The organism is Pseudomonas sp. G3-39 (assembly GCF_054790485.1).
The window spans coordinates 2592466-2605410 of record NZ_CP186497.1; the positions used below are offsets into that span (position 1 = coordinate 2592466).

Below are 12945 nucleotides of genomic sequence, written 5' to 3' on the forward strand. Positions count from 1 at the left end.
ACGTCGATCCGAGCAAATCACTTCGATGTTGAGCAACGGCGCTCCCGAGCGAGCCGCGATGTCGGCCCACGTCGCGTGCAGAAGTGGATGAAGAACTTGACCTACAACGCCCACATCCGAACCAGGGCAAATTGCAGATCCACAGTGACGCATGTCCGGCCATCCACCCATTCATCTTCGCGAAGGCGCCGTCCGGTATTGGTTTCGCGCTCGCCTTTGGCGATGACCAGGACGAACAGGCGGGTCGGACACTCGAAAGAGCGCAACCGGTCAACATCGGCCCGCACCGACCAATCGCCTTCCAGGCACTTGGCCTGCGAGACATCGCCCAGGCATTTGATTTCGGCGACCATCCTCGGCGCGCCGTTGTCGTCCAATGAGTACAGGTCCGCTTTGCGTCGGTCGCCTATCGGCAGATCCGTCCAGATCTCGATCTCATCTTCGAACCAGGCTTGCAGACTGATCTGGGCTTGAATCCAATGCTCGCGGCAACTGTTGAGTTGCAGCACTTGCTCAAGATTCTTCTCCATGCCTTGAAAGGCGCGCTCGAACAAACCGAGCCATTGAGTGGTGTCCATTTCACATTTCCTGTGTCAGTCCATTTGGGGGAGGGATTATGGACGGAATCGCCTTCAACCGAAAACTCCACATTCATCACCGAACCCTGTAGGAGTGAGCCTGCTCGCGATAGCGGTATATCGCTGACATTTGCGTTGTCTGACACACCGCTGTCGCGAGCAGGCTCACTCCTACAGTGGCTCTCCGGCAGATACGGACAAAAAACGCAGCCCACGGCCCGATCGCGCAGCCATTTCCTTGCGCAGTCGTTCTGTCATATTCGGTATCAGTTGATTGCAGATAGTAGCCAGCCCAACGCTAATTCCAATGAGGCTGCACTGTGTTTCAACGTCTTGTGTGTTCGCTGTCCGTTCTGAGCCTGTCCATCGCTGCTGCCCACGCCGCCGAGCCTGTGGTGCTCGACACGCCGCGCCTGCAAAGCATCGACAACTTCCGTGATGTCGCCGGCCTGACTACTGCGTATTCCACCGCCCACGACGGCACCATGCGTAGCGGCGTGTTTTACCGCTCCAACGCGATCACGCCGTCGGCAACGGATCTGGCGACCCTCAACATCCTCGGCATCAAAGCCGTCTACGACCTGCGCACGCCGAGCGAAATCGCCGGCACGCCGGATACGATGCTGAGCGGTGCGACCTACCAGAACATCGACATTATCGGCAGCACTACCTCGGGCGCGAACATCACCAGCGTGTCGTTCAAAAGCGCCGCCGACGCCATCGCCATGATGGAGCAGACCAACCGCGCCTTCGTCAGCGACGCGGGGATGCGCGATCAGTTCGGCAAGCTGTTCAACGAACTGGCTACCACCGACGGCGCACAATTGTTCCATTGCACCGCCGGCAAGGACCGCACCGGCTGGACCGCCGCCGTGCTGCAGAGCATCGCCGGGGTCGATAACGCGACCATCATGGCCAACTACCTGGCGACCAACGATTACACCGCCGCCCGCGTCGCCGCGACTCTTAAAGCAATGCCGCCAAGCATGGCTTCGGTGTACGCGCCGCTGCTGGGGGTGCAGGCCAGTTACCTCCAGGCCGGTCTGGATGAGGTCACCGCCGAATACGGCAGCATGGACAACTACCTCAAACAAGGCCTCGGCCTGTCCCAGGAAACCATCTACGTGTTGCGCGGCAAACTGGTCGAGTACAACAGCCTGCCGGGTCAGGCCGGATTGATCGGCAACGCCGCTGCCGGTGCCGAATTGTTGCGCGAGTTGCAGAACACCAGCCTGTCCGGCACCTACAGCGCCTACAACTACTACCTGCAATCGGCGATTGATGCTGGCACCCTCGACGGTGTCGAGTCCCAGGTCGGCGGCCAGGTTCACGCCGATGCCGCCAGTTACCTGCTGCGCCAGAATGCAATGATCGAGCAAGCCGCCGCGCCCTATGCCAGTGGCTCCGATCTGAAAGTCGGCCAATACCGTTTGTGGATCACCGCGCTGGCTGGTTACCTCGGCACCGACGGCTCGTCCCACGCCGAAAGCAGCAACGAACACAGCCAGGGCCTGATGGTCGGCCTCACCCAGCGCTTCTCCGAACAACTCAGCGCGCGCGGCGGCTTCGGCTACAGCAAAGGCACCGTCGGCGGCGCGGGTGGCGAGGCCGATACCGACTTCACCTTCTTCAACCTCGGCGCGCGCTACGGCTTCACCAGCCTGGAACGCGGGCTGTTCGTCGACGCCAACGCCAGCGCCGGCTACGTCGATTACGACAGCAAACGCGAACTGGGCGGCGGTCTCGGCGAGGCCAAGGGCGACACTCACGGCAACCTCACCGGCGCGACGTTGGCGCTGGGTTACCGCGCACCGGTCAACGGCATGATCCTCGAACCGAGCCTCGGCGTGCGCATCAGCCACCTCGACCTTAAAGGCTTCAAAGAGAAGGGCAGCGAACTGGCACTCGACGTCGACGACAACACCGCCACCCGCCGCAGTGCCGTCGCCAACCTCAACGTGGCGTTTGCCCCGGTGGCGATGGGCGCCTGGCAACTGGTGCCGGGCGTAGAAGTCGGCTACGAACGCACCCTGGGCAGCAACGACGTCAACAGCCAGGGCCACCTGCTGGGCCTCGACATCGAACAACGCGCCGCCTTCGACAACCGCGACCAGTTCAGCGGCGGCGTCAACCTGATGGCCAGCCTCGGCGCGGTCAGCGTCGGCGCAGAAGTCGGTGCCAGCGGTGGTGGTGACAGCCACGGTTTCAGCGGCAGTCTGAAGGCCAGTTACGCGTTCTAAAGCAGGGGCAACAGCGCAAGGTCAAGGACGACCACCATTGACAAAGCACCAGCAAAATATGGTGGAGCAGGGAACGCCCAACCCTGAGTCATCGCAAAAACCTGTTGGAGCGGGCTTGCTCGCGAAGAGGCCGTGTCAGTCACGATCACCTCGCTTGACCCACCGCATTCGCGAGCAAGCCCGCTCCCACATTTGGATCCCCGCCAGCCGTCAATCCTGAGTCCGCCACATAACCCCATGGCACCGACCAGCCGCCAATCTTGAGTCCACCAACTAACCCTGTGGGAGCGGGCTTGCTCGCGAAGGCGTCATGACAGCCAACATCACCATCAACTGACCCACCGCATTCGCGAGCAAGCCCGCTCCCACATTTGGATCCCGGCCAGCCGCCAACCCTGAGCCCAGCACATAACCCCACGGCACCGACCAGCCGCCGATCTTGAGTCCACCAATTAACCCTGTGGGAGCGGGCTTGCTCGCGAAGGCGTCATGACAGCCAACATCACCATCAACTGACCCGCCGCATTCGCGAGCAAGCCCGCTCCCACATTTGGATCCCCGCCAGCCGCCAACCCTGAGCCCAGCACATAACCCCACGGCACCGACCAGCCGCAATCTTGAGTCCACCAACTAACCCTGTGGGAGCGGGCTTGCTCGCGAAGGCGTCATGTCAGCCAACATCACCATCAACTGATCCAGCGCATTCGCGAGCAAGCCCGCTCCCACATTTGGATCCCCGCCAGCCGTCAATCCTGAGTCCGCCACATAACCCCATGGCACCGACCAGCCGCCGATCTTGAGTCCACCAACTAACCCTGTGGGAGCGGGCTTGCTCGCGAAGGCGCCATGTCAGCCAACATCACCATCAACTGACCCACCGCATTCGCGAGCAAGCCCGCTCCCACATTTTGATCCCCGCCAGCCGTCAATCCTGAGTCCGCCACATAACCCCATGGCACCGACCAGCCGCCGATCTTGAGTCCACCAACTAACCCTGTGGGAGCGGGCTTGCTCGCGAAGGCGTCATGTCAGCCAACATCACCATCAACTGACCCACCAGCATTCCCGCCGATAAACCAATCAACCCCGCCCCCTCAACTGCGCCGGACTCACCCCATACGCCTGCTGAAAATACTGACAAAACCGCCCGACATTACTGAAGCCAAAACGCAACGCCACCTCCGTCACCGACACCGAATGCCGCTGGCCCAGTGCCTCGAAAGCCCGCTCCAGCCGCACCTGCCGCTGATACGCCACAATCGACGTCCCGACAAACCGCCGAAACCCATCTTGCAACGCGCGCTGACTGACATTGCTCAACCGCGCCAACTCAACCCCACTCACCAATTGCTCCGGATGCGCCTGAATAAACTCCACCGCCAACTTCACATGCCGCGGCGCGACCCTCGGCGCGGGCTGGCGCAACGCCTCGGTAAAATTGTGCGGCCACGCCTCCAGCACCGCATCGATCAACATCTCGCGCAACCGCGACGGCATCAGCGTGCCGCTATTGAGCAACAGATCAAACTCCGTCCCCGTCGCCAGATCAATCAACGCCTTGATTCCAGCAAACGCCGCCGTGTGCAGATCCACCACCGGCTCAAACACAATCTTCTGCACAATCGGCCGCCCCAACAACGCCGCCAACCGCTCAGTCAGTTGCCCCCGATTCACCGAAATCCCGTGCTGCGCATGATTGTCGAGAAACCGCATCGAACGGATATCCGCCTTATCAATCGCCAACCCCACCTGCGCCACACCGACGGACTCGGTACGGTGGTTGAACACAATCTTGCCCGCCGTGGGAATCACGAAAGTTATCTCGTCCTGCGGGTCGGGGAAGGTCACGGTGAAATCGCCGTGGTAATGCATGCGACGGAAACTGACGCCATCGTGCCTGCCGTAAACGCCGCCGATAATGATGTTGGAGGGGATCGGCGGGGTGTCGGCGTAGCGATTGCCGAAGAGCCGGGAGAAGAGGGCGCCGAAGTCTTCGGAGTGGAGGTTTTCGGAGCGGAGGATGATTTTTTGGCGGGGGTTTGGGGACACCTTGAGGGCACCTTTGGTTGGGGCTCTTGGATAGGGGGATTGCTAGTCGCAGGGGAGGTTAGCAGCTTGGGGTGACAGGTCTGTGACGGGAATTGAGTCGAGGGAGGGGCCGCATGCTGATGCTGCTTCGTTCGCAACTTGGCCGTGGTCTAAAAAACTATTCAGGGCGCTCATGGAATTCAGCAAAAATATCCGCCATGAAATCCATGAAAACGATGGCTCGCTGAGGCAGCAGCCGATTAGCCAGGTAGACAATTTGGATCGGGACGGGGGGCGCCACGTATTCGTTAAGCAGCAATTGAAGATTGCCACTTCTCAGCCCTTCCTCATAAAGCCATTGCGGCCCCTGCGCGATGCCCAACCCTGCATTGACGTACTCACGGATCGCCTCAGGCGAGTTGACACGCAGTCGTCCGGAGATCGGGACATCCGTATCCTTGAACCGCCAGTTGGTTCCAGTGGATAGAAGGGTATAAATGAGGCAGTCGTGTTTCTTCAGGTCATCAGGCGAAGAGGGAGTGCCACGTTTTTCCAAATACGCACGGCTGGCAACGCACACACGCTCGAACCAAGCCAGTGGCCGGGCTCGCATTGCACTGTCCTCCAGGTGACCGATACGAATCGCGAATTCTACCCCCTCGTCGACCAAATTGACGTAGCGATCATTGATTTGAAGATCGAGCGACAGTTCGGGGTAGCGGCTTAGAAAACTCGCGACGTGCGGTACGATGAAGGTGTGAGCCAATGCGGTCGGGCAAGCGACGCGCAGCAACCCGGACGGCGCTACGTTTCCTCTCAGTGAGGACTCGGACTGTTCCACTGAGTCCAGGATACGCCGCGCATCTGCGTAGTACCGTTCACCCTCGGGCGTGAGCATCAGCTTTCGTGTGGATCGGTGAAGCAGCCTGGTTTGCAAATGGTCTTCAAGCGCAGCGACGTAACGACTGACGCTCGGCTGCCCTAGTCCCAGATCACGCCCCGCAGCAGAAAAACTGCCTGTCTCGACAGCGCGCACAAAACAGCTCATCAGTAACAACCGGTCCATCATACCCCAATTCATGCGGATTTCGCATGAGATCTATTCTATTTGCCCATCTTATCAGTGCACTGGCATGAATACATAGTTGCTCTCAGAGGGCCAGTCGTCCATTTGGCGGCCCAAAAAGAGAGGAAATTCAGATGTCCCGTTTACAAGGCAAGCGTACCCTGATCACTGGCGGTACAAGCGGCATCGGTCTAGAGACCGCGAAGCAATTTCTCGCCGAAGGCGCACGTGTGATCGTCACCGGTGTCAATCCTGAGTCCATGGCAAATGCTCAAGCAATTTTAGGTAGCGAAGTCCTGGTGTTGCGCGCCGACTCAGCTAGCGTCGCAGCCCAGAAGGAGCTGGCGCAGGCCGTTCAGTCTCATTACGGGCAGTTGGACGTTGCCTTCCTCAATGCTGGCGTATCCGTCTGGAGGCCAATCGAAGACTGGAACGAGGAGATGTTTGATCGCTCCTTCGACATCAATGTCAAAGGCCCTTACTTCCTTCTGCAAGCACTGCTGCCGACTTTCTCTAATCCTGCGTCGGTGGTTCTTAACACCTCGATCAGTGCACATCTGGGCGCCGCGAACTCATCCGTTTACGCCGCAACCAAGGCTGCCTTCCTGAATATGTCGAAAACGCTCTCTGGCGAGCTTCTACCGCGTGGTGTTCGAGTCAATGCGGTCAGCCCTGGTCCGATCGACACGCCGCTGTACGACAAGGCGGGTATACCCGATGCCTACCGCGAGCAGGTCAATAAGGAGATTGTCGCGACTATCCCATTTGGCCGTTTTGGCACGCCTGAAGAAGTAGCCAAGGCGGTGCTGTACCTCGCGTCGGACGAGTCTCGCTGGACGGTGGGAACGGAAATTATTGTTGATGGTGGTCGCGCGCTTTAACGAAATAGGCGCGTCTTCGAGTCTGTACATCCCCGCTTCCTGCCCGGAAGCGGGAGTTGTCGCAATGACAGTGTTGATGTCCATTAGGCAATACCCTCCGTGGCACCAGGCTAGCTAGCGGCCACAGAGGCCTTACGAGTTACTGCATCGGCACAACATTATCCAACGCCTGATTCACCGCCAGTTCCCCCAGCATCACCACCTGCGCAATGCCCAGCAGCGTCTTGCGAATCGGCCCCTCTACCAGCGCAGCCACATCCCCCAACATCACCGTCGCCGAACCCAGCGATTCACTGGCGTTCGCCAGCAGTTCCTCGGTGGCGATTTTGGGGTTGGCGAGGAACATGGCGTTGGGTGTGTAGGGCGTGGCCATGATTTGGCTGGCGGGATTCAGGTAGTGATCGAGGGCGCGTTCGGCGGCTTCGCTGAGTTTTCGGGAATCGGGGGATTCGTAGGGGGAGACCGTTTCGGTTTCGGGCGGGTTTGGTGTGACTTTGAACATAGTGACGCTCCATATGTGGCTAAGGGAACCATCACATTCGCTACCAAACGAGGGTGGTGGCCATTACGAAGGTTGGTAGACCGGACACATGGAAAACCGGCGCGCTCGAAAGCGCCCTGCGCATGGCCACCATAAAACACAGGCGCCAGAAGGCATCTGCGTAAGGTGACGTTTTGCGCCATGTGTGAAACCGGGCTACCAAACCCGATCGCTGCTTTTCAGCGACCGACCCACGATAGAACCCGCACCCTGGGCGCACAAGCCGGCGGATTCTGGCGTAGTCGTAGGCAATGGCGCAAGGCGTTGTAGCCTCGGGGGCGTAACACCGGGTGTCGTATAAACAACACTGTTTAAACGCTTCATCGCGCGCCGTTGCCAGGGTCGCCCTCGGCGAGCAGTTGTCTCATGTATTCGCGTTCGGTTGCGCCGGCCAGGACGCTGATGGTGATGGCTTCGAGCACGGTGATGTGTTGTTCGTTGACGACACTGACTTCGGCGGCGCGTTGTCTCGGGGTTTGCATGGGGGCCTCGCTGCTTATGCGCGGGATGTGTTCAGAGCGTTTGAGCAGGGGGCTTCGCCGGATGATTTTTCGCGTGAGGATTATGAGCGGTCGTGGGTGGAGCGTTTTGCTGTGGAGAGTTTGAATTCGCTGGGGCGTGCGGGGCTTGGGCTGGAGTGAGGGGAGCGCATCTTCGCTCGGCGGACGCCGGGCGAAGATGCTTTGGGCCATCGCGATCAGTAATCCCAGATTGCCGGAATCCAGCGGAATGCTTCGCCGTTGACGGAGACACGGCCAACCGAAGGGAAGGGCAGGTGCGTGGCGACAAACAGTTCGCCGCTGGCGGCGGCTTCCTGCAGCAGCCGTACGCGCACGCGCACCGCTTCTTCGGGGTCGTGCTCGAAGCCGTTGTGCCAGTCCGGGTGGTCGAAGGCTACCGGGAACAGGGCGTCGCCGGCAAAGGTAAGGCGTTCGGCGCCGGACGTCACGTAGATCACGCAATGACCCGGGGTGTGGCCGCCGGTGAGCCTGGCGACCACGCCCGGCGCCACTTGGTATTGGTCTTCGAAGATCCGCAGCTTGCTCTGGTACTGGTCGATGAACGCGTTGGCGGTGGAGCGCAAGACGTCCGGGACCGGCGCGGGCATGTCGGTATAGGTGAAGTCCGGCGAGGTCCAGAAGTCGACTTCGGTGGCGGTGACGTGGATACGCACATCGTCGCGCAGACGGGTTTTCACCGCATCGACGAGCAGGCCGCCGATGTGGTCCATGTGCATGTGGGTGATCACGATATCGGTGACATCCGCGAGGTCGATCCCGGCCGCCGCGAGGCGTTTGGGAAACTGCCCGGCGCGCGGGAAGCCGGGGAACTGGCCGCCGAGGCCGGCGTCGACGAGGATGACCTGCTCGCCGCTGCGCACCACCAGCACGTTGAGTGCCCAGTCGAACGCGTCGGGGCCCAGGTACATCTCTTTGAACCACGCGGCGCGGTCGGCGGGATCGGCGTTGGTCGACATGGTCTGGGTCGGCAGCGGCAGCACGCCGTCGCTGATGACCATGACGTCGATGTCACCGAGGCGCAGTGCATAGCGCGACGGCACCAGTTCTTCGGTCGGGGTTTGCAGGGTTGCGTTGTTGGCGGTGAAGGAATCCAGAGGCAAGGTCATGGTGTTCTCCTTTTTATCAGGCAAGGTAATCCGGGGGGCGATCAGGCCACCGGGATCATCGGGTCGGCAGCGGCGAGGGCGGTGCGCCGGTCAGCGGCTGGCGGGTAGATCCACACGCTGTTGATTTGCGTCTTCAGTTCCTTGGCTTCGGCTCGCACCAGTTTCAGTTGGCGATCCCAACCTTCGGTGTACACCGCGCCCCAGGCACCCAGATCCAGGCAGGTCACGTACTTGGGCTGACGGTAAGTGGTTGGCGCCACACCGAGCAGATCGGCGACGGCATTGTTGCCGGCATGCCGACCGAGGCTGATGGCGTGCTGGCAGGACATGACCGAGAAGTTGCCGACGTCGTCGGTGGCGGCGCGGGCGACATCGCCGGCCGCGAATACGTGATCGAGACCTTGTACTTTGAGGTTGCCATCGACGTGCAGACGCCCTTGGCCATCGCGCTCGGCGTCGAGTTGTTCGGTCAGCGGGCTGGCGCGGAAACCCACGGTCCAGATCACGGTGTTGCTTTCGATGTAGCGACCGTCAGCGAGTGTGACGCCGTTGGCATCCACGGCGGCGACCGTCGCGTCGACGATCCATTCGATGCCCAGGTCTTTTGACGCCTCGATGATGGACGGACGAATACCGTCGCCCATGGTTGCGGCGATGTCTTTGCTGCGATCAACGATGATCACCCGAACGTCTTGCTCCGTACCAAGAATGGCACGCAGACGGCTGGGCATTTCGGTCGCGGTTTCGATACCGGTGAAGCCCCCACCGGCGATTACCACGGTGTTACGCGCAGCGCTGACAGGTTGCTTGGCCAGCGAGTGGAGGTGGCGCTCGAGGCGGTCCGCCGATTCGATCTGGTCGACGTCGAACGCATGCTCTTTCAGGCCGGGGACCGGTGGACGGGCCAGTTGGCTGCCGCTGGCCAGCACCAGGCGATCATACGTCAGTTCACCGGGGCGGCCGGCCTTATCGCGATACCCGACACGCCGCGCCTGGCTGTCGACGCTTTCGGCGCTGCCTTTGACGAAGCGCACGCCCACGGCATCGAGCAGCGCATCCAGCGGCGCGTACATGCTCTGAACATCGGGCTCGTAGAAGCGCGGACGAACGCGCAGTTCGGCTTGCGGTGCGAGCAGTGTGATCTGCACATCGTGGCGGTCATGCATATCCAGCAAGCGCGCGGCGCTCAACGTGCTCCACAGCCCGCCGAACCCTGCACCGATCACCAATAATTGCTGTTTCATAATGTGCTCCCTGACGCAGATGGATGGATAAACCGAGTCGTGATTGCGACTCTGGCGTGACGATCACCGGCCGCCGCAAACTGCTTGCCGTACTGCATGGCGCTTAATCGCCCGCTGTCGAAAGCAATGCTATGGCGCAGAAGCTGCGGGCGCAGTTGTCCATCGGTGTGTGCGGGTTACGCATGGGTCGAAGGGGGTTATACGAAGGTATCGGGCAGGTACGCCAAACTGTAGGAGCAGCCGAGGGCTGCGATCTTTTGATCTTGTTTTTAAAGATCAAAGTCAAAAGATCGCAGCCTTCGGCAGCTCCTACAGGGGAGGTGTACGGTGCAGGGCGATGTCAATGTGCCTGAGCAGGTCTTCGGCGCGGAAGGGTTTGGTCAGGCAGGCGATGACGCCGGGGGGGGAATTCTTCATTTCATCGGGACGGGCGGTGACAAAAATCACCGGAATGCGCCAGCCTTGTGCGCATAACGTTTCGTGCAATTGGAGGCCATTCATGCCTGGCATCTGGATATCGGAAATCAGACAGTGCGTCTGCGCCGGACCTTCCGACTCAAGGAAAGCCTGACCTCCCGAATAGCCAAGCACTTGATAATCACTGGCGCGCAACAGGCTTTCCAGCGCACGGCGAATGGCCTCGTCGTCGTCAACCACGGCAATGACAACTTTATGCTGCATAGGGCTCCCTGGCCGGATGGGCACGCATGGCGACTCCTGTCGTTCTTGCACCATACGCCGTCGGCAGCGGCGCAAAACTATACCTAGGTATAGCGCGGCCAGCCCCTTTGCCAGTCAGTGCTGACGGCGTCAGCCTTCGCGGCTGAAGCGGCTGCGATAGTCACGCGGTGAAATCGACAGATGACGCTGGAAGCAGGTGCGCAAACGCTCTTCGTCGCCGAAGCCACTGAGACGCGCGACTTGGTCGATGTTGTGCGTCGAGGTCTCCAGCAAACGCCTGGCTGCTTCGAGGCGAAACAGCTCGATGGCCCTGGAGGGCGTGTGACCGGTGCTCTGTTTGTAGACCCGGGTGAAATTGCGCAGGCTCATTTTGGCCTGTTCGGCGAGGCGTTCCACCGTCAGTTTCGGATCGCTTGAGTGATCCATCAGCCACAGGTGCAGCGAATCGAACTGCGGGCTGCCGTGTATCTGCGATTGCAGCAAGGTGCTGTATTGCGCCTGACCACCGGGACGCTTGAGGTACACCACCAATTCGCGGGCTACCTGCAACGCCACTTCACGGCCACAATCTGCCTCGACCAGCGCCAGAGACAGATCGATTCCTGCCGTGACCCCGGCCGATGTCCAGACCGCGCCCTGTTGAATGAAGATCGCATCGGCATCCACCTCGACCGCCGCAAAGCGCTCGCGCAACGTGTCGCACATGGCCCAGTGCGTGGCGGCGCGGCGACCGTCGAGCAAACCGGCCTGAGCCAGCAGAAAGGCGCCGCTGCACACCGAAACCACACGTCGCGCGGCCTGGCTTTCATGCCGTAGCCACGCGGTGAGTCCGGCGTGATCGTCGAGGGTCTGGCAAATATCGGGCGCGCCGGGCACGACCAGGGTGTCCAGCGCGGCCATGTCGAGCTGGCGCAGCGCCCGGGTGTCCACGGCCAGGCCTTCGATGGTGTTGACCAGGCCGCCTTCAAGGCTGGCGGTGTGCAGTTGATAACCGGGTTGGCCGCGTTCGGCCAAGGCTTTGCTCGCCGCCCAGAACACGGTTTGCGCGCCACTGAGGTCGAGCAGACTCATTCGCGGATAGGCAATAAACACCACGTCGCGCGGCTCGGATTTGGGCCGGGTGAGGGTTTGCAGAGAAACGCTGGACATGGAAATCGGGCCTGTTCAAACGGTGGCAGAGGGGCGGCGGCGTGGCCGATTTTCAGGGGTTTCTGGCCTGTCGGCAATGCGTTACGGCTGCTAGCCTGTTGCGCGACCGTTTGGCTGGCCTCTGGCTGCGTTCGCCATCATGGACTAGATTTATTCACCTGCACATCGCACGCGTTGCGATCTCGCCGAGGACTCACGATGACCCTGTGGTCGCATTCCAGCCCCAGCACAACACCGCCCGCGTTGGGGGAGCCGGTGGTTTATGTGGTCGACGACGACGCGTCCATGCGTCAGGCCCTCGACGGTTTGCTGCGCTCGATCGGGCTGCAGGTGCAGACGTTCGAAACCTCCCGGGACTTCCTCACGTCGGCCAGACGTGATGCCCCCGGCTGCTTGGTGCTCGATGTGCGTTTGCGCGGCGAAAGCGGCTTGATCGTTCAGGAACAGATGGAGAAAAACGGTCTGCGCATTCCCGTGGTGTTTATGACCGGCCACGGCGACATTGCCATGACAGTCAAGGCGATGAAGGCCGGGGCGGTGGATTTTCTGGCCAAGCCTTTTCGTGATCAGGACATGCTCGACGCCGTGGCCAGCGCGTTGGCCCGTGACAGTGCGCGACTGATCGCCGAACAATCCGGCGCAGCCCTGCGCCTGGCCTACGAGACACTGACGGTGCGTGAGCGCGAGGTGCTCGGTTTCGTCATCAGCGGGCTGATGAACAAGCAGATTGCCGCTCAACTCAACCTCAGCGAAGTGACGGTTAAAGTCCATCGCGGCCAGGTCATGAGGAAACTTGCCGTACGTTCGGTGGCCGATCTGGTGCGTATCGCCGAGGCGTTGGGCATCGAGCCGGTGCGGCGCTCCAGTTGAGCTGAATACGCGGGGGAGATTCACCGCGTGGCAAAAACCC

The 12945-nt window shown here is 60.8% G+C and carries 12 protein-coding genes; 3 read left to right on the forward strand and 9 right to left on the reverse strand.

The window, feature by feature from the left end; translation table 11 throughout:
• Positions 1–101: 101 nt before the first annotated feature.
• Positions 102–578: a hypothetical protein gene (locus ACOYXG_RS11425; protein ID WP_027613790.1), complete on the reverse strand. Its 477-nt coding sequence runs from the start codon at positions 576–578 to the stop codon at positions 102–104.
• 320 nt (positions 579–898) lie between these two features.
• Here ACOYXG_RS11425 and ACOYXG_RS11430 point away from each other — a divergent pair, with 320 nt between their 5' ends.
• Complete coding sequence (locus ACOYXG_RS11430; protein WP_460357788.1) at positions 899–2818, forward strand: tyrosine-protein phosphatase; 1920 nt, start codon at positions 899–901, stop codon at positions 2816–2818.
• Between the two features lie 1080 nt (positions 2819–3898).
• Here the strand turns inward: ACOYXG_RS11430 and ACOYXG_RS11435 are convergent.
• Positions 3899–4867, reverse strand: coding sequence for an AraC family transcriptional regulator (locus tag ACOYXG_RS11435; protein ID WP_460357790.1), 969 nt, complete (start codon positions 4865–4867; stop codon positions 3899–3901).
• 157 nt (positions 4868–5024) lie between these two features.
• On the reverse strand, positions 5025–5912 hold the full coding sequence (locus ACOYXG_RS11440; protein ID WP_460358426.1) for a LysR family transcriptional regulator: 888 nt from the start codon (positions 5910–5912) through the stop codon (positions 5025–5027).
• A 134-nt stretch (positions 5913–6046) separates the two neighbouring features.
• Here ACOYXG_RS11440 and ACOYXG_RS11445 point away from each other — a divergent pair, with 134 nt between their 5' ends.
• Positions 6047–6793, forward strand: a complete 747-nt coding sequence (locus ACOYXG_RS11445; RefSeq protein ID WP_096796887.1) for an SDR family oxidoreductase — start codon at positions 6047–6049, stop codon at positions 6791–6793.
• Between the two features lie 139 nt (positions 6794–6932).
• Here ACOYXG_RS11445 and ACOYXG_RS11450 read toward each other — a convergent pair whose 3' ends face one another.
• From ACOYXG_RS11450 to ACOYXG_RS11475, 6 genes are all read right to left on the reverse strand, one after another.
• Entirely contained in the window at positions 6933–7295 is a 363-nt protein-coding gene (locus ACOYXG_RS11450) for a DUF6124 family protein (protein ID WP_027613796.1), read from the reverse strand.
• Positions 7296–7654: 359 nt separating this feature from the next.
• On the reverse strand, positions 7655–7816 hold the full coding sequence (locus ACOYXG_RS11455; protein WP_190953386.1) for a hypothetical protein: 162 nt from the start codon (positions 7814–7816) through the stop codon (positions 7655–7657).
• Positions 7817–8031: 215 nt separating this feature from the next.
• Positions 8032–8961, reverse strand: coding sequence for an MBL fold metallo-hydrolase (locus ACOYXG_RS11460; protein WP_097089958.1), 930 nt, complete (start codon positions 8959–8961; stop codon positions 8032–8034).
• A gap of 41 nt (positions 8962–9002) precedes the next feature.
• Positions 9003–10205, reverse strand: a complete 1203-nt coding sequence (locus tag ACOYXG_RS11465; RefSeq protein WP_460357793.1) for an NAD(P)/FAD-dependent oxidoreductase — start codon at positions 10203–10205, stop codon at positions 9003–9005.
• A gap of 309 nt (positions 10206–10514) precedes the next feature.
• The gene (locus ACOYXG_RS11470; RefSeq protein WP_049827937.1) at positions 10515–10886 is read right to left on the reverse strand and encodes a response regulator transcription factor; all 372 of its coding nucleotides are present in this window, start codon (positions 10884–10886) and stop codon (positions 10515–10517) included.
• Positions 10887–11015: 129 nt separating this feature from the next.
• The gene (locus ACOYXG_RS11475) at positions 11016–12035 is read right to left on the reverse strand and encodes a GlxA family transcriptional regulator (RefSeq protein ID WP_027613800.1); all 1020 of its coding nucleotides are present in this window, start codon (positions 12033–12035) and stop codon (positions 11016–11018) included.
• 198 nt (positions 12036–12233) lie between these two features.
• On the opposite strand from ACOYXG_RS11475, the gene ACOYXG_RS11480 reads away from it, so the two are divergent.
• On the forward strand, positions 12234–12905 hold the full coding sequence (locus ACOYXG_RS11480) for a response regulator transcription factor (protein WP_097089959.1): 672 nt from the start codon (positions 12234–12236) through the stop codon (positions 12903–12905).
• The last annotated feature ends 40 nt before the right edge of the window (positions 12906–12945 follow it).

Bases quoted from the DNA above. Each gene is read 5' to 3' on its own strand.
- ACOYXG_RS11425 (WP_027613790.1), bottom strand. From the start codon at position 578: ATGGACACCACTCAATGGCTCGGTTTGTTCGAGCGCGCCTTTCAAGGC.
- ACOYXG_RS11440 (WP_460358426.1), bottom strand. From the start codon at position 5,912: ATGGACCGGTTGTTACTGATGAGCTGTTTTGTGCGCGCTGTCGAGACA.
- ACOYXG_RS11445 (WP_096796887.1), top strand. From the start codon at position 6,047: ATGTCCCGTTTACAAGGCAAGCGTACCCTGATCACTGGCGGTACAAGC.
- ACOYXG_RS11450 (WP_027613796.1), bottom strand. From the start codon at position 7,295: ATGTTCAAAGTCACACCAAACCCGCCCGAAACCGAAACGGTCTCCCCC.
- ACOYXG_RS11455 (WP_190953386.1), bottom strand. From the start codon at position 7,816: ATGCAAACCCCGAGACAACGCGCCGCCGAAGTCAGTGTCGTCAACGAA.
- ACOYXG_RS11460 (WP_097089958.1), bottom strand. From the start codon at position 8,961: ATGACCTTGCCTCTGGATTCCTTCACCGCCAACAACGCAACCCTGCAA.
- ACOYXG_RS11465 (WP_460357793.1), bottom strand. From the start codon at position 10,205: ATGAAACAGCAATTATTGGTGATCGGTGCAGGGTTCGGCGGGCTGTGG.
- ACOYXG_RS11470 (WP_049827937.1), bottom strand. From the start codon at position 10,886: ATGCAGCATAAAGTTGTCATTGCCGTGGTTGACGACGACGAGGCCATT.
- ACOYXG_RS11475 (WP_027613800.1), bottom strand. From the start codon at position 12,035: ATGTCCAGCGTTTCTCTGCAAACCCTCACCCGGCCCAAATCCGAGCCG.
- ACOYXG_RS11480 (WP_097089959.1), top strand. From the start codon at position 12,234: ATGACCCTGTGGTCGCATTCCAGCCCCAGCACAACACCGCCCGCGTTG.